Annotated in this window: 17 protein-coding genes, 1 tRNA gene and 1 pseudogene; 12 read left to right on the top strand and 7 right to left on the bottom strand. The window is 61.0% G+C overall.

Annotated features, from left to right (window positions below):
- Positions 1-41 precede the first annotated feature (41 nt).
- Positions 42-1,169, bottom strand: a complete 1,128-nt coding sequence (locus tag M1D78_RS14950) for a glycoside hydrolase family 5 protein (RefSeq protein WP_437420778.1) — start codon at positions 1,167-1,169, stop codon at positions 42-44.
- A gap of 105 nt (positions 1,170-1,274) precedes the next feature.
- Between M1D78_RS14950 and M1D78_RS14945 the strand changes: the two genes are divergently transcribed.
- Complete coding sequence (locus tag M1D78_RS14945; RefSeq protein WP_437420777.1) at positions 1,275-2,069, top strand: WecB/TagA/CpsF family glycosyltransferase; 795 nt, start codon at positions 1,275-1,277, stop codon at positions 2,067-2,069.
- Between the two features lie 45 nt (positions 2,070-2,114).
- Here the strand turns inward: M1D78_RS14945 and M1D78_RS14940 are convergent, their stop codons facing one another.
- The 3 genes from M1D78_RS14940 to M1D78_RS14930 all read right to left on the bottom strand — a co-directional run bounded on the left by M1D78_RS14940 (position 2,115) and on the right by M1D78_RS14930 (position 4,456).
- Positions 2,115-3,431: a lipopolysaccharide biosynthesis protein gene (locus M1D78_RS14940; RefSeq protein WP_437420776.1), complete on the bottom strand. Its 1,317-nt coding sequence runs from the start codon at positions 3,429-3,431 to the stop codon at positions 2,115-2,117.
- Positions 3,432-3,668: 237 nt separating this feature from the next.
- The gene (locus M1D78_RS14935) at positions 3,669-4,244 is read right to left on the bottom strand and encodes a DUF488 domain-containing protein (RefSeq protein ID WP_437420775.1); all 576 of its coding nucleotides are present in this window, start codon (positions 4,242-4,244) and stop codon (positions 3,669-3,671) included.
- Complete coding sequence (locus M1D78_RS14930) at positions 4,241-4,456, bottom strand: hypervirulence associated TUDOR domain-containing protein (RefSeq protein WP_437420774.1); 216 nt, start codon at positions 4,454-4,456, stop codon at positions 4,241-4,243. Before M1D78_RS14930 ends, M1D78_RS14935 begins: the two co-directional genes overlap by 4 nt.
- Positions 4,457-4,965: 509 nt before the next feature.
- Between M1D78_RS14930 and M1D78_RS14925 the strand changes: the two genes are divergently transcribed.
- From M1D78_RS14925 to M1D78_RS14895, 7 genes and pseudogenes are all read left to right on the top strand, one after another.
- On the top strand, positions 4,966-6,777 hold the full coding sequence (locus tag M1D78_RS14925) for a glycoside hydrolase family 5 protein (RefSeq protein ID WP_437420773.1): 1,812 nt from the start codon (positions 4,966-4,968) through the stop codon (positions 6,775-6,777).
- Positions 6,778-7,226: 449 nt separating this feature from the next.
- Positions 7,227-8,075 (top strand): hypothetical protein, encoded by an 849-nt coding sequence (locus tag M1D78_RS14920; protein WP_437420772.1) that lies wholly within the window; start codon positions 7,227-7,229, stop codon positions 8,073-8,075.
- Positions 8,072-8,512 carry a phage holin family protein gene (locus M1D78_RS14915; RefSeq protein WP_437420771.1) on the top strand — a complete coding sequence of 147 codons (441 nt, stop codon included), beginning with the start codon at positions 8,072-8,074 and terminating at the stop codon, positions 8,510-8,512. Before M1D78_RS14920 ends, M1D78_RS14915 begins: the two co-directional genes overlap by 4 nt.
- Entirely contained in the window at positions 8,509-9,324 is an 816-nt protein-coding gene (locus M1D78_RS14910) for a DUF3618 domain-containing protein (RefSeq protein ID WP_437420770.1), read from the top strand. The genes M1D78_RS14915 and M1D78_RS14910 overlap by 4 nt, the downstream gene beginning before the upstream one ends.
- Positions 9,325-9,405: 81 nt before the next feature.
- A tRNA-Thr gene (locus M1D78_RS14905) sits at positions 9,406-9,481 on the top strand.
- 379 nt (positions 9,482-9,860) lie between these two features.
- Positions 9,861-10,913, top strand: a pseudogene (locus M1D78_RS14900) (nitrate- and nitrite sensing domain-containing protein); the annotation flags it as partial.
- Positions 10,914-10,955: 42 nt separating this feature from the next.
- Positions 10,956-11,822 (top strand): methyl-accepting chemotaxis protein, encoded by an 867-nt coding sequence (locus M1D78_RS14895; RefSeq protein ID WP_457933596.1) that lies wholly within the window; start codon positions 10,956-10,958, stop codon positions 11,820-11,822.
- Positions 11,823-11,931: 109 nt separating this feature from the next.
- Here M1D78_RS14895 and M1D78_RS14890 read toward each other — a convergent pair whose 3' ends face one another.
- The 3 genes from M1D78_RS14890 to M1D78_RS14880 form a co-directional block, all read right to left on the bottom strand.
- Positions 11,932-12,258, bottom strand: coding sequence for a hypothetical protein (locus M1D78_RS14890; protein WP_437420768.1), 327 nt, complete (start codon positions 12,256-12,258; stop codon positions 11,932-11,934).
- A gap of 200 nt (positions 12,259-12,458) precedes the next feature.
- Complete coding sequence (locus M1D78_RS14885) at positions 12,459-13,700, bottom strand: polysaccharide pyruvyl transferase family protein (protein WP_437420767.1); 1,242 nt, start codon at positions 13,698-13,700, stop codon at positions 12,459-12,461.
- Positions 13,697-14,968, bottom strand: a complete 1,272-nt coding sequence (locus tag M1D78_RS14880; RefSeq protein ID WP_437420766.1) for an oligosaccharide flippase family protein — start codon at positions 14,966-14,968, stop codon at positions 13,697-13,699. Before M1D78_RS14880 ends, M1D78_RS14885 begins: the two co-directional genes overlap by 4 nt.
- 307 nt (positions 14,969-15,275) lie before the next feature.
- Between M1D78_RS14880 and M1D78_RS14875 the strand changes: the two genes are divergently transcribed.
- The 4 genes from M1D78_RS14875 to M1D78_RS14860 all read left to right on the top strand — a co-directional run bounded on the left by M1D78_RS14875 (position 15,276) and on the right by M1D78_RS14860 (position 19,186).
- A complete protein-coding gene (locus M1D78_RS14875) occupies positions 15,276-16,151 on the top strand; it encodes a YihY/virulence factor BrkB family protein (RefSeq protein ID WP_437420765.1) in 876 nt (291 codons plus the stop codon).
- A gap of 173 nt (positions 16,152-16,324) precedes the next feature.
- Positions 16,325-17,440, top strand: a complete 1,116-nt coding sequence (locus tag M1D78_RS14870) for a glycosyltransferase family 4 protein (protein ID WP_437420764.1) — start codon at positions 16,325-16,327, stop codon at positions 17,438-17,440.
- Positions 17,433-18,197: a DUF2334 domain-containing protein gene (locus M1D78_RS14865; protein WP_437420763.1), complete on the top strand. Its 765-nt coding sequence runs from the start codon at positions 17,433-17,435 to the stop codon at positions 18,195-18,197. The genes M1D78_RS14870 and M1D78_RS14865 overlap by 8 nt, the downstream gene beginning before the upstream one ends.
- The gene (locus M1D78_RS14860; protein WP_437420762.1) at positions 18,194-19,186 is read left to right on the top strand and encodes a lysylphosphatidylglycerol synthase transmembrane domain-containing protein; all 993 of its coding nucleotides are present in this window, start codon (positions 18,194-18,196) and stop codon (positions 19,184-19,186) included. The genes M1D78_RS14865 and M1D78_RS14860 overlap by 4 nt, the downstream gene beginning before the upstream one ends.
- The last annotated feature ends 24 nt before the right edge of the window (positions 19,187-19,210 follow it).

Genomic DNA, 19,210 nt, shown 5'->3' with positions numbered 1-19,210 from the left:
CAGGCGGGAATCGGCCGATGAAGGTCGATTCCCGGTGAAATTCAGCCTGCATCAGGGCCGATTCTGCTGCAGTTGCCCTTGCCGACATACTTGCGAAGAACGTCCCATTGTGGGCGCTGAGTGCCATCTTTAGCGGGTTCGATAGAAAGCTTGTATTTACCCCATGCCGATCCCGCGGCCCAATAGGTCAAGGGGATACAGTTCTTCTGCAGGTGCGCAAGCAGGTTATCCATCGCTTCGAGCAGGCGCGGCTCATCCGCAGGAATGCCGAACTCACCGATATGGCCTCGTTTGCCGTTCTTCTTTAGCCATTCGATGAAAGGCGTAACGCGTTTGACGCCCAGCATTGTGTCGAAGTCGTCCTCGAGCGGTTCCTTATATTGGCCGTTGCCGTGCTTATCCAGATAAAGATGCGCGGAGAAGATCAAATTGTCGGAGGGGTCTTTCAATTGCAGCAACGGGTCGTTGAACTTGGACCATTTATAGGCACTGGACCAAAAGTTGCCTTCGATCAGCAAAGGGCGATGCGTGTCGTGTTGGCGAATGGCGTCGATGCCCGCTTGTGCGGCGGTTGGCCAATACTTATCCGCACCATGGGGCTCGTTCATGATGTCGTAGGCGTAAAGACCATCGTGATCCTTCCAGCGGTGCGCGACCCGTCCGAGAAAGTCACTGTAAGCCGAGATCGGTACTTCGGGTGTGCCAATGATCTTCTTGCGATACCGGCCATAGTTATGAATGTCCAGGATGACTTGCATGTCGTGCTGGGCGGCTTGATCGAGAAAGGTATCGATCAGTTTGGCGTAAGGTTCTTCCAGATCGCCATTCAGTTCGCTTTGCAGTCGCTCCCAGAGAATCGGGAAACGAACGGTTTCAATACCTTGGTCTTTCCACTTTTGAAGGTAGTTAGCCGAGGGGAAGAAATAGTTTGTATTGTATTTTCCTGGCAGGTGGCCGCTGGAGAATGCGGCTCCGCCTACATTCAGGCCGATCAGATCAATATTTTTTGCCTCGCTTGCGGCACCTCCGACGGTAAGCAAGAGTCCGAGGAGGGTCGTTATTGTCCGGTTCTTGGAATTGCCAGGTGACCTTGTCATTTCACATCCTTTTTTAACCCGTTGGGGAAGGGGTGCCATTTCCGCACTGCTTCGTTTGTCCTGAAGCGGCATGCATTGTTCCGCGGTGCTTTGGCAATTTCCCCGTAACGGTCCAGCGTCGGTCAGCCCGTTTGGCGGCCGACGACACCCTTTTGAAATGCAGACAGAGAAATCCTTATGAAAAAACCGCTTGCCAGAGGAATGGACCCTCTCATAGGGAAGCTGAAACTACTGGACGAGGTGGAGATCGCCGCGTTCATGGCCGAGCTTAAAGGACGTGAATCCCCGACCATCCTTGGTTTTCTCAACCAGCATGGCTACAACATCGCTCAGCGCAATCCAGCGGTGCTCAAGAGTTTCATGCAGGTCAACTATCTGCTGCGAGACGGGATCGGGGTCAAGTTGGCGTGCCAGTTCAACGGTGTCGACCCGAAAGCCAATCTCAACGGATCGGACTTCATCCCCGATCTCATCAACGAGCTGGTAGGTCGGTCAACGGATCAGTACGAACTGTTTGCCATGGGGACTCGCGAGCCTTGGCTCAGCGAGGGGGCGGAAGCGCTGTTCGGCGGAAGGCAATTTCATGCCATCGACGGGTTCCGGCATGCCGAGGATTATCTGAAGTTCTACCAGGCGCACCATGTGCCGGGTCGCTTTCCGATCATCGTGATGGCGATGGGAATGCCGAAGCAGGAACAGGTTGCGCTCTATTTGCAGCAGGCCATGGAAGGGCGTGCATTGCTGATCTGCGGTGGCGCCATCCTCGATTTCGCAGCCCAGCGCTTCCCGCGGGCACCGCTGTTCTTTCGCAAGTTCGGGCTGGAATGGGCGTTCCGGATGCTCATTGAGCCCCGCCGGCTGTTCAAGCGCTACGCGGTGGGGATCCCGGTGTTCTTCTTCTATCTGTTGCGCAATGCGCTGTCCGGTAATCGCCGCGTATCGGGTTGGAACGAACTCAAGCGCGAGCCCTGAGCGGCCGCGCGCATCGATCAGGCGAGGGCGATGGTCCTCGCGCGGTCAGTGCGCCTCGCGCGGTATCACACGTAACGCCATCACCAAGCTGAACAGGTAATGCATCGAGAGCAGTACCGAATAGATCAGCACCACCGATGTGATCGGCAGGTCGATCAGATGGGCAACCGAGAAGCAGGCGACCGTCAAAATCGATCGCTGCACGTTCAGCATGAGCAACAGGCGTTGGCGCTCGAACAGTGACAGCAGGTGCGACGCAGGTGCGTGGATGAACTGGAACAGCAGGTAGATCGCCAGGATCGCCGCCAGCTCTCCAGCCAATTCCCATTGGGCGCCAAATGCCAGGGTAAACAGCCGCTCTCCGAATACCAGTAGCACCAGGGTCGGTGCGATGGACAAGGCGAACAGCCGCTTGACGACTGACCGAGTCACGTTGCGTATGTCTGTCGGCCGCTTGCGGCCCAGCGACGCGATTTCCGCGTAGTACGCCTTGCTGGTGGTATAGCCAAGGAGTTGCATCGGTAGCGCCAATGTCATCAGGGCTAGGCCGAGCTGGCCGGTGGTGCTGGCGTCGTACAGCGCTGCGGTCAAAAGCAGCGGAGACTGGCTGGAGAAGGTCTGCAATAGCTGCGAAGGCAAGCGGTAGAACGGAAAGCTGCGATAGTGCCGAAGCATGGTGTATGCGCGTCGTGGCGTGACATGGCGCCAGTTGCGCCGCATGTCCGCGCTGAACGTACGGACCAGCGTAGTCAATCCCGCGCAGGCACCGGCAACCTGCCCAATTAGCAAGCCAATCGGCATCAGGCCCGCCAATCCCAACGCGATCTTGGCGATCGCGCCCACCACACTCTGCTGCAGTTGCGTGCGTGCAATGCGTGGGTAGGCGCGCCTGCGAACAGCCCATATCAGCAACACTTCATACAAGCCGGCCAGGAAGAGGGCGGCTACCAGCAAGCCTCGGTAGGGTGTGAGCACCTCCATCGAGGCCAGTGCCAGCAGGGAAGGGCCGGCCAGCCAGAGCACGGTCCCGATGAGAACCGTCATTGCCAGCAACAGGCCCATCGAAACCGCCATGAGGGTGACCGCAGCGCCGTCCTTGCTCGGCAGCGGGACGGCCAGCTCATAGCGCAATGTGACCAAGGGGGTCAGGATCAGAAGCAGGGCGGTGAAGACCGACAGGACGCCGAAGTGCTCGGGGCTGTATATCCGCGTGAGAACCTGAATCGAGAGCAGCGCAACGATCTTTGCCAGGCCGTTGCCGATTGCGAGGGTCGCCATGCCCTTGAACACGCGGCCGGACGATCCGCTCGTGAGGCGCTGCAGGGCGCTCGAGAGCCTAGTGTTTAAGTCGATGCTGAACATGAGCGCTCCTCCAACTGAGCCGGCACGCAATGCGTGTGCTGTTCCCTGCAAGCGAATCGTCAATCATTGCACTGCTGTCGTCACCGCACCGGATGGATGCTAAATCCGCTGCATAGGAAGCTGCCCGATCTGCAAAGTTCATCGAACTGCAACATATCGGCAGGCCGCACCCTTCTTTATTCCTTCCGCCCCGTTCCCCTCCGTTGAATGCAACCCAGCCTAGGAATGAATGACGCTTCATTCTGTTCGCGCGGTTGTCCCGCCACGCTTTAGCGGAACCCCTCTATCGGTATAGCTCAGTTCGCCATGGTCAAGCCGTGCGGGTGAGGTATAGGGATGCGGGGACAGGTGCCGCTCGTCCTGGATATGCAGCACCTCGATCCCCTTGAGCTTCAGCACGTCAGAGATCATCGAGCGGTGGCAGCGCCACCAGAGGACCTCCGCGCACATCATTGCGGTGCGGCGAGCCGTGGCCAGCGCCAAGAGCCGGTCCAGCGCGGCGGCGAACTCGGTACTGTCGAGATGCTCGGCGTAACCGCGAAACGACGCGTTGCGCCAGGTGCTGTCCGCCGAGGCGTGGCTGGCCCGGCGACGGCCGCCCAGGCCCTCGAGCCATTGATAGTCGATTGCCTGATCCGCTAGCGCCGTCTCGAGCGCAGCCGAGGTGAACTGCGGTAGCCGTCTCGAACCGGGAAAGCGCCGCACGTCTGCGATCGCCTCGATGCCGTACTGCTGCAGCAGGGCTATGAACGTTTCGACGCTGCGGGTCGAGTGGCCTACCGTCCAGATTCGATCAGGGAGCGTTGCGCTCACTTCACCCGCCCCAGTGCGCTCTCCTTGTGCATCGCGACATGGTCGGTCTTGTCGCTCTTGATCTCGTACTGCGGCTCTTCCGGGCTGGCGTGCCGTTTGTGCCCCATGAACTCCGTGTCTTGGGTATGCACCTTGGTGATATGCCCCGTTACGTGGCCGGCCTCGGAATTCCACCGTACGTGGTCGCCGATCTTGAATTTTTGAGTCGTCATCGTCCGCTCCTTATCAATTTTCACTAGCTGCCGAGGCGGAAAGATCGCTTCCGCTTCCTTCAGCCGACCGGAAAATCGAGCGTCATGCTTTGACCGTTCGTCGGGCTATTCCATAGATGGATCTGTGCTCCCTCACCGCGAAAATTCAAAAATCTGACGCCGGTAGGGAATTAACTAAACGGTTTAAAGGGGCTCGCTTGCTATTAGATGCAATATCAAAGTGCCAGGTATTAATAGCCTATTAATGGCTGGTCAATTTTGTGACGTAGAGTTGGCGATCGAAAGCCGTCAAAAAAATTTTGAGTTCTTTTTTAAACCTATTATAAAGGCGCCACGCAACGGATTGCCGGGTTCCCCACCATGGTAATCCGGCGTCCTTTGCCAAGCGGTTCGTCCGGTTGCGCATAGTCAGCACTCTGCCCAGTAAGCGCCTGAACGACTTAAACAAACCTCCCGCTACTTTTTTAAAGGCTCCGGCCTTTTGAAGTATTAAGTTCCGGAGAGACTCAATGTCTATCAAAGTATTTGCTGGTGCCCCGCGGGCACTCGTTCGTTCCATTGCCCTTGCAACAATCTTCAGCGGTGTGGCCGTTACCGGCCAGGTCACCGCGGCCGAAACGGCCACTACAGCGTCAGCTGCCGCCTTTACTTCCGGCATCAACAAGTTCAACAGCACTGATTTCCTTAACGGTGTATGGCGTCGCGTAGCAGCCGTTTCTGTTCCGGCTACTTCCGCCGCCGTAGCGGCCTTCAAGCCGGGCGTGCAAATCAAGTTCGCCGATGGCCAGGTGCGCAAAATCACCCGCGTCTATAAGGTTGGCGCCAACCTGAGCGTCTATGTCGATGGCGCGCTTCTCGACGGTGCTGTAGTTGGTGCTCCGCGCACCATCAGTACAGTTGTCGCGAGCACTGCTCCGGTTGCCACTGCACCCGTTGTTACCGCACCAGCCGTGACCGCGCCGAGCACATCGACGCCCAGCAACACCTACACCGCGTCGATGAACAGCTTCACCAACACCGACTGGGAAAACGGTATCTACCGCAAGTCGGCAGGTTTCTCGATTCCGGACACCACCTCCAACAAGTCTGCCTTTGTGGTTGGCGCCTCGGTCAAACTGGCTGATGGCCAGGTCCGTAAGGTTGCAGCTGTATATGATGTCGGCGCTCACCTGTCGGTCATGCTGAGCGGCGCTACCCTGTCGGCTGCCAGCGTCGGTTACCCGAAGACCATCAGTGTCGTCTCGGGCACCGCGACCAGCGCGCCGGTCGCTACCACGCCGACGCCTGCACCGACCCCGGCTCCGACACCCGCACCGGCTCCCGTCGTGACCGCACCTGTCGTCAGCGACGGCAGCGGCATCGATCTGGTAGGTGTGAACTTCGGCTCCGGCGTATTCGACCCAGCCAATGTTCCGGGTATCTACAACAAGGGCTACACCTACGCTGACGAGTCTTACTACAAGCGTCACGCAGGGCTTGGCTTCAAGCTCATTCGCCTGGGCTTCCTCTGGGAGCGTATCCAGCCCAAGCTCGGCACCGAGCTGGACGCTGCTGAGCTCGGTCGCATCAAGCAGTCGCTCGACTACGCGCAGAAGTACGGCATCAAGGTCATCCTTGATATGCACAACTACTACCGCTACTACGGCAAGGTCATCAACTCGCCGGAAGTACCCCGCGCGCAGTTCGCTGAAACCTGGCGCAAGATCGCGGTCGCGCTGGCCAAGCACCCGGCCCTGTATGGCTACGGCCTGATGAACGAGCCGTACAACACCGGCAATGGCCTATGGCCGCAGACCGCTCAGGCCGCTGGTCAAGCGATCCGCAAGATCGACCCGAGTACCTGGATCATGATCGCCGGCGACCGTTACTCCAGCGCGTTCCATTGGCAGAAGTACAACACTTCGCTGATCAACGATCCGTGGATGCGTGATCCGAAGAACAACCTAGTCTACGAAGCGCACCAGTACCTGGACTTCGATTACTCGGGCACTTACACCAAGCGTGCCGAAACCTTCGCCCCGATGTTGGGTGTCGAGCGGGTCAAGCCGTGGGTCGAGTGGTTGAAGAAGAACAAGCTGCGTGGCTACATCGGTGAGCACGGCATCCCTGACTTCTCTCCGTCCGCAGTGGTGGCGACCGACAACCTGCTGGCTTACCTCGCTGATAACTGCATCCCGAGCACCTACTGGGCTGCCGGTCCGCGTTGGGGTGAGAACATCATGGCCCTGGACGTGACCAGCGGTAAGCACCGTCCGCAGCTAGCGCCGCTGCAAAAGCACGCCGCTGCGAAGAAGACCTGCTCCACCATCGGTCCGCTGTAACAACAGGATCGAGAAAACAAAAACGGGCCTCTGGCCCGTTTTTTATGCGCCGGTTATTTATCGGTGACAGTCGCTTGTGCAGCTCGTCGGCTACGGTTCGCTTCGTTAAAAAGCCGATCGAGAAGTTGTTGCGATAGTTCGTTAGTTCTGCCGCGCACATTCACGTTTCGCTTGTTTAGTTGCCGCTCCGCTTAAAGCCAGTGATTACGCGGTTTGGCGCGAATCGCTAGGCACATCGCCAGCAAATACGGGGCTCACATGGCCCGTATCGATAACCCTAAAGTTCTGATTCCGAAGCATTTCGCGCCTTCAAAAAGTGTGGAACTCGAAAAAGACCCCCCGGTCACCTTATATGTGCGCACCGAAACTACACAGTTCGCGGTAATCGCAGTTCGCTGTGTTCAACGGACCGTGGTCTTCCGGCCAAGCCATATTAAAAGGTGAATCAAATGACGACACCCGACGAAGAAATTACCGGTTACGGTGGCATGCCCAAGACCGGCCCCGAAAATGCTAATTCGACCAGCACCGGCTCGACGACGTCCGCATCGGGCCACAGCACCTCATCATCGGCTTCAGGCTCCGCTGGCGCGAGTGGTGCCACCGAGGACGCCAAGGCTAAAGCCAGGCAGGTCGCCGATCAGGCTAAAGCCCAAGGTAAAAGCCAGCTCGATGGTTATCGGGAAACCGCAGCCAACGAGATCGAGCGGGTCGCCCAAGGCGCCAAAGCCGCGGCCGAGCAACTGGAGGGGGACGATCGCTTCGGGCTATCTGGCTATGTCTCCAACATGGCCCAGAGCATGGTCCAGCTGTCCGATGACCTGCGCGGCAAGAGCGTCGACGAATTGGTCCAGGACGTGAACCGCCTTGCTCGCAACAACCCTGCACTGTTCATCACCGGCAGCATCGCGCTGGGCTTCGGGCTGACCCGCTTCGCCCGCGCATCGAGCAAGCGCGCCGCGGAGGGGGACTATTCCAGCCATCGCTCGGGCATGTCGTCGTCCAGCCATCAAGGCCATGACAGTCATCATGAGTCGGGCCAGCACGAGCTCAACGACCGGTTGAATACTGGCGAGCCGGGCACCATCGGCAGCGTCAGCAATGCTGGTGTGTCGTCGGCAACCAGCACCTCGCGTGCCGGCGTCGGCACGGGAGCGGCCACCGGCGTTGGTAGCAGCTCGACCGGCAGTGGCGCCAACCTCAGCAACGGCCTGGGCGTGGGCTCCAACCCATCGTCCGGACTCGGTTCCACCACGAACCGCAACGGCAAGGGCACCGATGGAGGGCTATACCCATGAGCGAAGCACGCAAGACACCCCATGTGACGAGCACGCCGGAACCGGCCATGCGCACCGAAAACGATACGTCCGTCGGCGGGCTGCTGCGACAGCTGACCCAGGAAGTACCAGCCCTGATCACGAAAGAGCTGGCGCTGGCCAAGGCCGAAGTCAGCGAATCCATGCGGGCGACCAAAGCGGGCGCGGCGAGTGTCGCCACGGGTGGCGCGGTATTGCTCGGCGGCTTCATCGTGCTGTTGATGTCAGCGGTCTACGGCCTGAGCAAGGTCATGGAACCCTGGCTGGCGGCGCTGATCGTCGGCGGTGTGGTTGTGGTGATCGGGTTGATCATGGTGTCCGCTGGCAAGAAGAAGTTCCAGGCATCTTCGTTCAAGCCCGAGCGCACCATTCACTCGGTCAACAAGGATAAAGAGGCAGTTAGGGGGCATACATCATGAGCACACGTAATCAGATCGATGCCGAGGCGCAGAAAGATCCCGAACAGCTCGAGCGCGAAATCGACCAGAAGCGCGCCGACATCGGCAACATCGTTCATGCGCTAGAAAACAAGCTTTCCCCAGGCGAACTGATCGATACCGCCCTCGGCTACGTCAAGGGCGGCGGCGGAGAGTTCTTTTCCAACCTGAGCAATACCGTGAAGGCCAACCCAGTGCCCACGGTACTGACCTCGATCGGTCTCATCTGGATGATGGCGGGGCAAAACCGTCAACCGCATTCCAATGTGACGACCACCGGATATGCCGGCAGCACGTCGTCCACTGGGCCTTCGATGGGCGAGAAGCTTTCGGCCAAGACGCAGGGGTTGAAACAGCAGGGCGCCGGCATGAAAGAGAAGGCGTCGCAAATGAGCAACAGCGTCTCCGAATCGCTCGGTAATGCTCGGACTCGGGCCAGCGATTCCACCCGCCAGGCCTCGCAGAAGTTGCGGGGTGGGGCTGATCGGGCGCGCGGTGGTTTCAATCAGCTGTTGCAGGAGCAACCGCTGGCCCTCGGCGCGATCGGTATAGCCCTTGGCGCGCTAATGGCTGCCGCTGTACCGCCGACCCGTCGAGAAGACGAGATGCTGGGCGAGCACAGTGATCGCCTGACCGGCCAATTGCGCAGCAAGGCCGAGGAAGGCTACCAGCGCGTTTCGGCGAAAGGCGAAGAGGTTGCCGCGCAGGTCAAACAGGACATGAAAGGTGATAGCAATCGCTCCATGTCCAACTCGACAGCGACCGGAACCGGCTCGACCAGCGCTGGGCTCTAAGCGAGCCAAACGAAGCGACCGAGAATTCGGCTTCGCGGGCTTGAGTCCGCGAAGCCGAAATCCGATAATGCGCGGCGCCGTGCCGGTGTAGCTCAGTAGGTAGAGCAGCGCATTCGTAATGCGAAGGTCGCAGGTTCGACTCCTGTCTCCGGCACCACCGTTATCAAAGGCCTGCAGTGATGCAGGCCTTTTTTATTGGCAGCGATTCGCCTGGCTGAAGGTTGTGCTCGCGCTGTATCGCATCTTCAAGCCTGTCTTTACTGTTCCGACGGGCGGCAATCCTATGGCGCTGGTTTATTGACCTGTGTCAGCAGGCCACAACAAGCCGATCGCAGAATACGCACATCCCAGGAAGGGGCCGGTTGTGTGACTGTTCTCAGCACTGCCGGCAGGGTTACAGGCCCATCAGCCACAACGCTACTAGAACGACTCTGAACCGCTTCGCATCGGCCCGCTGCCGATGACCGAGGCGCGTACAAGTCATGCCTTCGTCACATCTGTAGCTCCGCCGTGCATTCGGAGCTGTGAGGTTCATCATGCTGAAAAATCTTTCTCTGAGCGCCAAGCTCATCCTTATTCTCGTTTTCCCGCTTCTCGGCTTTCTTTGGCTCGCCAGCGTTTATGTCGCTGACAGCTACGGCACGTTGCAGCAGATGGAAAATACCGTCGAGGCGAGTGAAGCGGCACAGACGGTCAGCCAGTTGATCACCGCGCTTCAACGTGAGCGTGGCGCAAGCGGGGTGTACCTCGGCAGCCAGGGTCGGACCATGGCGCAGCGGTTGCCGGGGATACGGCAGGCCACTGACCAGGCCCTTGAAACCGCACGGATACTGGCCGAACGCAACGGTGCGATGATTGGCAATGCCTTGGCCGCACTGGACGAGCTCCAGGCGACGCGTGCTCAGATCGATAAATTTTCCATCAATAACGTCGAGTCGGGCGCTCGGTTCACCGGGTTCATCAAAGCGTTGATCGGCTTTACCTACGCCGTGGAGCACAGCATCGAGGATGCCGCGCTCGCCCGCGCGTTGGGTGGGTTAAACCAGTTCATCGAAATGAAAGAGCGCGCCGGTCGCGAGCGCGCGATGCTTGGTGTGGTGTTCAACCAAGACCGTTTCGATGCGCCCTTGCTGGCGTCGTTCAGCCGCAACCTGGGTGAGTTTTCGGCCTACATGGATGGGTTCCGTCGTGCCGCTAACGAACGCTTTATCCGGGCCCTGGACGAGAAGCTGCAACAACCCAGCGCCCTGGAAGTCGCGCGTTTGCAACGGCTAGCCTTCGACGTCCCGATGGGGCAGAGCCTGGGTATCGACAGCGAGCGCTGGTTCGAGACAGCGACCAGCCGGATCGACCTGATGGGCGAGCTGGAGCAAGCGCTGGCGCAGGACGTCGGTTCGCTGGCCGCCCAGGCGCGAGACGAAGCGCAACGCGCATTGTGGTTCACGCTGGCTGCCGTCGTAGTCGCGTTGCTGGCCGTGGCGTGCCTGTCCTATCTCATCATCCGCAACATCAGGCTGGCCGTGCAGGACGTGAATCGCGCATTGCTCGCGCTCTCGGCGCGGGACCTGACGGCCAAGGCCAGCTACGAAGGCCGGGATGAGTTCGGCGAGATTTCCCGCAACCTCAACCTCATGGCGGTCGAGCTGAACCAAGTTGTCGGCGAGATCAGCAACGCCACCGCACAGGTGGCCACCGCCGCGGAGGAATCGTCCGCCGTGACGGTGCAAACGAGCCAGAGCATCGATCGGCAACGGCAGGGCACCGAGCTGGTGGTGACCGCGATCAATCAGATGAGCGCGACGGTGCGCGACGTGGCCCGAAGCACCAACGATGCGGCCGAGCTGTCGCAGCAGCTCAATACCAATACCGCTCAGGGGCGGGCGGAAGTCGAGACGACCATAGACCTCATCCGCCAGCTGTCGAGCCAGGCCGACCAGACTGCGGGCATCATCGCTGACCTCAAGCGCGAGAGCGATTCCATCTCCTCCGTGCTGGATGTGATCCGCGGCATCGCCGACCAGACGAACCTGCTCGCGCTCAACGCCGCAATCGAGGCCGCACGTGCTGGCGAGCATGGGCGAGGGTTTGCGGTAGTGGCGTCCGAGGTACGCACGCTTGCGCAGAAGACTCAGGAGTCGACCGGCAGCATTCAAGACATGATCGCGAACCTGCAAGGTGGCGCCGATCGCGCGGCGCGCTCGATGCAGGAAACCTTATCCAAGGCGCAGGCCGGCTCGAACAATATCGGGCGGGCTGGCGAATTGCTGGCCGAGATTGCAGACGGGGTCTCGGCCATCAGTGATCGCAACCTGCAGATTGCCACAGCTGCTGAAGAGCAGAGCGCGGTAGCGGAAGACATCAACCGCAACATCGTTGAGATCAATGATGTTGCGATCCAGGTGAGCGCGGGGGCTGAGCAGACTGCCATGACCAGCCTGGAACTGGCGCGGCTGGCTGAACAGCAGCAACAGTTGGTAGGGCGTTTCAAGGTCGCTTGATCGGCACCAGGCGCGAGCTTTCGGCGCCGTGCCCCTCGGCGGATGACGCGTGATTTTTTGTAAGGCGCGGAACGCCGCCCGCTATCGAAGGATGCGGGTGGCGTTTTGTTCAAATGAAGGCCTGCTGGCGGTTGCCTCTTGGCAAACGGTTGCGGCCGGGCAGTTGTGCCAGGCGCTGCTGCCACTCGGCTCGAGGCGACAGCGCGGCGGCGGCGCGTGCTGCTGCTTTGGTTGCGGTGGCGGCTTTCTCTGCCTTCGCCGCCGCCCTCAGCTCTGCCAGGCTCGGTGTCTTGCGTGCCGGTTCGCTCGCCACCTTCTCCGCCGACCGAAGACAAGATTTGCACGAAACCTGAGCCAGGTCCGGCGAGCCGTTCAGGCTCGCGCCGCTGCGCCCACATGCAACGGCATTCTGGGACGCGAGGTAGTGAATGACCACTGTGGTGTCTCCTGCTGCTTTTCGGGGCGCGGGATTCTACACAGTCGTTTGGCTTACGTGGGGATGAATATCCTGCCTGAACAGGTACTTGCAACCGGGCAGCGCAGGCGTGGCGCTGCTCATGCAGAGGCGATCAGCCGAACAGCCCCGCCCCGACATGCGCCGGGACGGATCGCTGGATGACCGGACCAGCCGTCCCTCTAGCCTGCGGTGACCGTTTCCTGCTTGGGTTGCTGGCTTCGGCTCGTTTCGCCACGCGCAGGCGCCTGGTCGTAGAGCGCGACCATGTGGTCAAGGTTAGCCCGCACCCGGGCTTTCATGGCCTCAACCACGGTGTCCAGCTCGGTCCGCTGGGTATCGCCGAAGCTGTTGATGAGGTTGGTGCCGATCTGGCTGATCTGTGGCACTTCGGCGAAGCCGCAAGCGGATTTTGGCACCCAGGTTTCGAGGAAGGCCGATAGCTTGATCACCCGTTGTGGAAGGAGGGCGATCTGCGGGACTGAGTAGGCGAGTGCCGTGATAGCGCCGTGCAGGCTGGTGCCGCAGTACAGCTTGCTGGTCGCGATGCAGCGGATGATGTCTTCAATCTTGCCACTGTCGACGCGGTAGGCGCGTTCGGCGCCGAGCAAGCTTTGCAACTTGTCCAGGGGCTCGTCATCGGAATGCCCAGGCGCCTTGCCAATGGTCAGCAGCGCGATCTTCAGCCCCGTGTTCACGTTCAGTTCGGTCAGCTGCTGAGCGATTGCCTCGATGCGACGCTTGGCATGGTGATCGGATATGTGGAACACGATATGCCCGGGCTCGGCGGCGTCTGCCTGTGGGGTAAAAATGTCGGAAATGAGGATGGCGCTGTCGGGCACCAGGTTGTGCTCGATACCCAGCTTGTCCAGTTCGGCCGAGGTCTCCCGATCCCGCACCGAGACGTAGGTGCAATCCTGCAGGTTGCGCTTGATGGCGGCATGAATCAGTGGCTTCTTGCGGCTGATCTCGTTGCCGCCGACGCTGTTGTACATGACCTTGTAGCCAGGCAGGTCGCGCTCGCCGAGTACCAGCGGAACGTCGGACGGGATGCGGGTGAACATACGGCTCAGGCGGATGAACGCCTTGTGCCCGATCAGGAAAGGGCTGGCCTTGATCGGGTAGTAAATCGCTTGCGGGGCCAGGTAGCCGATGATGCTTTCCCATTGGGCCGTCAAGCATTCGCCGCCGGCGACGATGAGCATCGTCTTCGGTTGGTGACGGGTGGCGTCCAGCGCCTTTTTCAGCGGGACGGTCGGCAGCGCGCCGTAGCTAGACAGGTTGGATTTCTTGGTGGCAGCGATCAGTACCTCGAAGCGGCCGTCCGCCTCCAGGTAGCGCTTGAGGACGATTGCGAAGAGCAGGTCGCCATAGTTGTGCCGGTCATAGGCTCCGTAAGCGATTACGTTTACCCGGTCAGTCATGGCGTCGGACTCCTTTCGATGTTCTTGAACTGCACGTAGAGCAGGGTGTTTTTCAGCGCCAGGGCGATGGCGGTGGCGAAGCACGCACCGTTCACGCCATAGCGCGGGATGAGGATCAGGTTAAGCGTGAGGTTGACCACGCAGGCCATGATGTTGTTGTGCATGTAGCGCCTGTGGTTGCCGGTCATGGTCATGAAGATGCCGAGCGGACCGGCTGCGAGCACGAAGAAATAGCCCAGCGCGAGGACCAGCAGCGGATAGACACCCTGCTCACGGTACTCGGGGCCGAACACGGCAAGGATGTATTCACGCAGCAGGCCGATGCCGGCCAGGATCAGCAGCGCCAGGACCAGCATGTAGCGCGAGTAACGGCGCACGATGCCGAACGCCGCCGAACGGTCGCCCTGGGCCCAGCGACGGGAGATGTCCGGGCCGATGGTGCCGTTGATGATGAACAGCAGGGTGGTCGACAGCGCGGCGATCTTGGCCGCGATGTAGTAGATGCTGACGTCGCTGGCCGAACGCAGCACGCCGAGCAGCAGCGTGTCGGACAGTTCGATCACGCTGTTCATCACGGCGATGAGCATCAGTGGAATGCAGAGCACCAGCATCTCGCGCCATCCCATGGGCGACTCGGCGCCGGTCTTCGGCAGAGTGGAGAGGGCGCGCCAGATGGACCCGGCAATTGCCAGGGCGAAGGCGATGGTGAAGCAGCCGACTACGGTGGTCAGCTCGCTGCCGCTGGCAGCAACGAGCACGAGCGTCAGGGCAGGCTGGAAGGCGGTTTGCCAGAACAGGCCCTCGCTGGTGCGATGCTTTGCCTTGAGGGTCTCGCTGGCAATGCTGAGCAGCGACAAACCCAGCGCGGTGACTGCAAAGAGCACGGCCGCGTGGCCAACATTGGCCTGGGTGGTTTCGGAGAAATAGACCACCGCAAAGCCGATCAGGAAGGTCGGTACGTTCATCGCCGCGGCCATCAACAGTGCGCGGCTGAAATAGCCGCGCTGCTGGCCCTCCGGCAGCGAAGCGATGTTTTTCAAGCAGGCGATGTCCAGGCCGAGGCGGGCGAGCAGGGACAGGAAGATGCCTAAGGCGACGCAAAAGAACACGGTGCCCGCCAGGTCGGGCACTAGCAGGCGTGCTAGGAGAATGTTGAGACCGAGCGAAGATGCCGCTCCGCTGCCCTTGGTGACGATCAGGCGGACGTATTTGAGCAGGTCGGATTTCATGGTTGGGCGTGGGGCATCCGTTGCGTAGGCCGTTTTCATCTGTGCTCCTGCAGTCGCGTCAGCGATGTACCACTCTGGCTTCTTCCCGTTGCCAGCGAGGCGGCGAACGACGAGCGCACCGCGATCTTCCAGTCGCAGCGACCGATTGCGGGACTCCATCAAGAGCCTTCAGACCCCGGAAAGTTCCTTCCTTATCGCCCTGCTCCATGCGGTACGGCGCCGGTTGTGCCGCAGCGCACCCTTGCGCGGCACCGGCGTGACGATCGGGCGCGAAGACGGCGAACTCTCGACACAACGGGCCGTCCCAATTTCATCAGTTGGATTTCTAAAAGGCGGGGGACATGCAATGGCGTTGCTGAATACGGGTGGGATCGGCGCATTCGAATTGCTCAAGCGCACCCTCAAGGATTTCAGCAAGGACGACATGACGACCTACGCGTCGGCGCTGGCCTACCGGGGTATTTTCTCGCTGTTCCCGTTCCTGCTCTTTTTCATCGCCATGCTCGGCATGCTCGACCTGCAGGACTTCTTCACCTGGTTGCGCGAGCAAGTGTCGCTGGTCCTGCCGCCGGACGCGCTGGACCTGGTCAACCCGGTGATCGACCAGTTGCAGAATCAGAAGAGTGGCGTGCTCTCGGTGGGTATCCTCGTCGCGCTCTGGTCGGCATCGATTGGCATCCGTTCGCTGATGAACGCGATGAACCGCGCCTACGACGTCGAGGAGGGCCGGCCGACCTGGAAGCTGATGCTTCTGGCAGTGGTGTACACCATCAGCCTGGCGATCATCCTGCTGTGCGCGGCAGCCCTGATGATCATCGGTCCGCAGGTCATGGCGTGGTTGGCCGACCAGGTCGGCTTGAAGGAAATCGTGGTCACGCTCTGGACCTGGCTGCGCTGGCCGGTGATCGTGTTCTTGATGATGCTGGTGGTTGCGGTGCTCTATTACGTTACGCCCGACGTAGAGCAACAGTTTCGTTTCATAACCCCGGGCTCGGTGGTCGCGGTCATCGTCTGGATTGGCGCGTCTGTCGGCTTCGGCATCTACGTGCAGAACTTCGGTAACTACGACGCCACCTACGGCAGCATCGGCGCGGTCATCGTGCTGCTTCTTTACTTCTATATTTCTGCGGCGGTATTGCTGTTTGGTGCCGAGATGAACGCGGTCATCGAGCATGCGTCCAGCGAAGGCAAGGACGACGGAGACAAGCGCGTCGACGACTGACTCATCGGCGGTGCGCGCGTGTAGAGCGCTGCGAACGACAGCGAATGCGGGCGGTCCATTGGATCATTGCAAAACCTTTCGGGATGGACCGGCAGGCAACGTCGGGTCTGGTCCCGCGTTGGCGGTTGCGTCTTTCCGAAAGTGCTGCATCAGGATCACGGAGACGCTCCATCTTGCACATCGCAGACATGACCATGTTCTATGCCCCTGCCAGCGGCGGGGTGCGTACCTATCTCGAGGCCAAGCATCGCCGCCTGCAACTCTATTCCGGGGTACGCCACAGCATCCTGGTGCCTGGTGACCGCCATCGGCACAGTGCAGGGATCTACCAGATTCCGGCGCCGGCGCTGCCGTTCGGCAAGGGCTATCGCTTCCCAGTGCGCCGCGCACCCTGGCGCAACCAGCTTCGCGTCCTGCATCCGGACGTCATCGAGGTCGGCGATCCCTACATGACCGCCTGGGCCGCACTGGACGCGGGCCGCCGGCTGGATGTGCCGGTGATTGGCTTCTATCACTCGGACCTGCCGCTGCTGGTGAGCAATCGCATCGGCCGGTGGCTGGGCGCTAACATGAACGGCTACGTGTCTCGGCTGTACCGCAGTTTCGACCGGGTTCTAGCGCCCAGCCGCGTGATGGCCGACAAGCTCAGGATGCTCGGTGTGCCGAACGTCTATGTGCAGCCGCTGGGCGTCGATCTGGATACCTTTCGCCCCGAGCGCCGCGACACGGGCATCCGGGGCGAGCTCGGGCTGGCCGATGACACCCGGCTGATGATCTTTGCGGGACGCGGGTCGCGGGAGAAGAACATCCCGGTATTGCTGGAAACCGCGCGCCAGCTAGGCAAGCCGTATCACTTGCTGCTGGTCGGGTCACGCATGCCGCAGCGCGTGCCGGGCAATGTCACGGTCGTCGATCAGTTCTGCCCGGCCAACGAAGTGGCGCGCTACATGGCCAGCTGCGACGTGCTCCTGCACGCCGGCAACCAGGAGACGTTCGGCCTGGTCGCGCTCGAGGCGATGGCCAGCGGTATTCCCGTCGTTGCCGCGCGCGCCGGCGCCCTCCCGGAACTGGTGCCGTTCCATACCGGTCGGCTGTGCCGCCCGCTGGATGCGACGGCCATGGCGCAGGCGGTACGTGAGTTGTTCGAGGATGATCCCCGCCTGATCGGTGCCCAGGCGCGACAGCACGTCGAGGCGCACCATGCTTGGGATGCGGTAGTGGCCGGCCTGCTTGCGCACTACCATGCCGTGCTCGGTACGGCCGAACTGCCGGTCGCCGTCCATGGCTGAGCGTAGCTTGATGCTGGTGCTGCACGATGTGGCGCCCGAGACCTGGCCGGACTATCGGCCCTTTGTCGAGGCGGTGGACCAGCTAGGCGATATCCCGATTTCCTGGCTGGTCGTGCCGGACTTCCATCGGCGTAACCCGCTCGAAGCCCATCCCGACTTCGTCCGGCTGCTGGATGGTCGTCTGGCTCGAGGCGATGAGCTGATCCTGCATGGCTATTTTCATGCCGACGAGGCGCCGCCGCCGCGCACGCCGCGGGATTGGTTCATGCGCCGGGTCTTTACGCATGAAGGCGAATTCTATCCGCTCGACGAAGGCGAGGCGTCGCGCCGGCTCGATGACGGAATGGCACTGTTTCGTCGGCTCGACTGGCCGCTGCACGGCTTCGTGCCGCCAGCCTGGCTGCTCGGTCCCGGTGCTCGTCGTGCACTGGCGCGTACTGGCCTTACCTACACCAGTGATCCTGGGCATTTTTACCGGCTGCCGGACTACCAGCGCATCGAGGCGCCGGGTTTGGTCTGGAGTGCCCGCAGTGCTTGGCGCCGTGGCGTCTCGCGCCTGGTCAGCGAGCGAGCGTTGCTGCGTCATCGGGATGCGCCGGTGCTGCGCCTCGGATTGCACCCGGTCGACATGCGGCATCGCTTCGCTCGTGAATACTGGCTGGAGGTGCTGGGCCGACTGCTGCGCGACGGGCGTCGACCCGTCACCAAGATTGACTGGCTGAACGGCCATTGGCGAGCCGCGAGTGCCGCCGCATGAATCGACGCTGGTGGTTGCTCGCTGGCGCCTTGCTGACGGCGGGGCTGGTTCCGCTGCTGCTAGGCGGCAGCGGGCTATTCGAGCGCCTGCGACGCTTCCCGGTGGATCTGCTCGCCGTCATGCTGGGCATGATCGTGGTCGGCTGGTTTCTCAACGCCTTGCGTTTGCGATTGTTGGTCGGATGGCGCCGGTTGAGCCAGCCGCGCGCCGTCGGAATCGTCATCGCCACCGAGTTCGCGATCTGCGCCACGCCCGGCGGCGCCGGCGGGCCGCTAACCATGATGGCGCTGCTCCATCGCCGGGGCATCGCGGCGGCAAAGGGCACCGCTACTTACGCCGTCGAGCAGCTCACGGATCTGTTGTTCTTCGCCTGCGCGCTGGTTGGCGTGCTGATCTATGCAGTTACGCATTCGCTCAACAGCTACATCGCGAGCCTGCTGGGCTTTAGTGCGGCGCTATTGGTCGGCCTGATCGTATTGCTCGCGTTGCTTGGGCGCTTCCATCGGCAGGTGTTTCGTTTCAACGGGTGGTTGATCGAGCGTGTCGGAGTAAAGGCGCATCGCAGGCTCGGCTGGGCGCGCAAGATGCTGAGTTTCCGTAATGCACTGCTCGAATGCTTCCGCTTGCCGCGGGCCATCCTACTCGCTGTATTTGTTCTCACGACCCTGCATTGGCTGCTGCGGTACAGCGTGCTCTACCTCACCCTGCAAGGCCTTGGTAGCCAACTCGCCTGGGCTTGGACGTTCATCGTGCAACTGCTTTCGTTGACCGCCGGCCAGCTCAGCCTGCTACCCGGCGGTGCCGGCAGTGCTGAATTGGCGTCAGCCGCCTTGCTTGCGCCCTTGGTGGGCAAGCCGACGGCCGCGGCGGCAATCCTGATCTGGCGGTTCGTGACTTATTACTTCTACCTGATTGCCGGTGCGCCGCTTTTTTTGCATCTGGCGGGCCGGCCCTTGCTGAGCCGGCTAGTCAGGGCAAGGAGCGGCTGAACCAGGGACGACCGTTCCTCGGTC

It is taken from the genome of Pseudomonas sp. SA195, assembly GCF_054131565.1.
Note: the sequence above shows the minus strand (reverse complement) of the source record. Positions and strands in the feature narration are given on the sequence as shown.

What these genes read in the sequence shown, in the direction of transcription:
- M1D78_RS14950 (WP_437420778.1), bottom strand. Translation starts at nt 1,169, where the DNA reads ATGCCGCTTCAGGACAAACGAAGCAGTGCGGAAATGGCACCCCTTCCC.
- M1D78_RS14945 (WP_437420777.1), top strand. Translation starts at nt 1,275, where the DNA reads ATGAAAAAACCGCTTGCCAGAGGAATGGACCCTCTCATAGGGAAGCTG.
- M1D78_RS14940 (WP_437420776.1), bottom strand. Translation starts at nt 3,431, where the DNA reads ATGTTCAGCATCGACTTAAACACTAGGCTCTCGAGCGCCCTGCAGCGC.
- M1D78_RS14930 (WP_437420774.1), bottom strand. Translation starts at nt 4,456, where the DNA reads ATGACGACTCAAAAATTCAAGATCGGCGACCACGTACGGTGGAATTCC.
- M1D78_RS14925 (WP_437420773.1), top strand. Translation starts at nt 4,966, where the DNA reads ATGTCTATCAAAGTATTTGCTGGTGCCCCGCGGGCACTCGTTCGTTCC.
- M1D78_RS14920 (WP_437420772.1), top strand. Translation starts at nt 7,227, where the DNA reads ATGACGACACCCGACGAAGAAATTACCGGTTACGGTGGCATGCCCAAG.
- M1D78_RS14915 (WP_437420771.1), top strand. Translation starts at nt 8,072, where the DNA reads ATGAGCGAAGCACGCAAGACACCCCATGTGACGAGCACGCCGGAACCG.
- M1D78_RS14910 (WP_437420770.1), top strand. Translation starts at nt 8,509, where the DNA reads ATGAGCACACGTAATCAGATCGATGCCGAGGCGCAGAAAGATCCCGAA.
- M1D78_RS14895 (WP_457933596.1), top strand. Translation starts at nt 10,956, where the DNA reads ATGGCGGTCGAGCTGAACCAAGTTGTCGGCGAGATCAGCAACGCCACC.
- M1D78_RS14885 (WP_437420767.1), bottom strand. Translation starts at nt 13,700, where the DNA reads ATGACTGACCGGGTAAACGTAATCGCTTACGGAGCCTATGACCGGCAC.
- M1D78_RS14880 (WP_437420766.1), bottom strand. Translation starts at nt 14,968, where the DNA reads ATGAAAACGGCCTACGCAACGGATGCCCCACGCCCAACCATGAAATCC.
- M1D78_RS14875 (WP_437420765.1), top strand. Translation starts at nt 15,276, where the DNA reads ATGGCGTTGCTGAATACGGGTGGGATCGGCGCATTCGAATTGCTCAAG.
- M1D78_RS14865 (WP_437420763.1), top strand. Translation starts at nt 17,433, where the DNA reads ATGGCTGAGCGTAGCTTGATGCTGGTGCTGCACGATGTGGCGCCCGAG.
- M1D78_RS14860 (WP_437420762.1), top strand. Translation starts at nt 18,194, where the DNA reads ATGAATCGACGCTGGTGGTTGCTCGCTGGCGCCTTGCTGACGGCGGGG.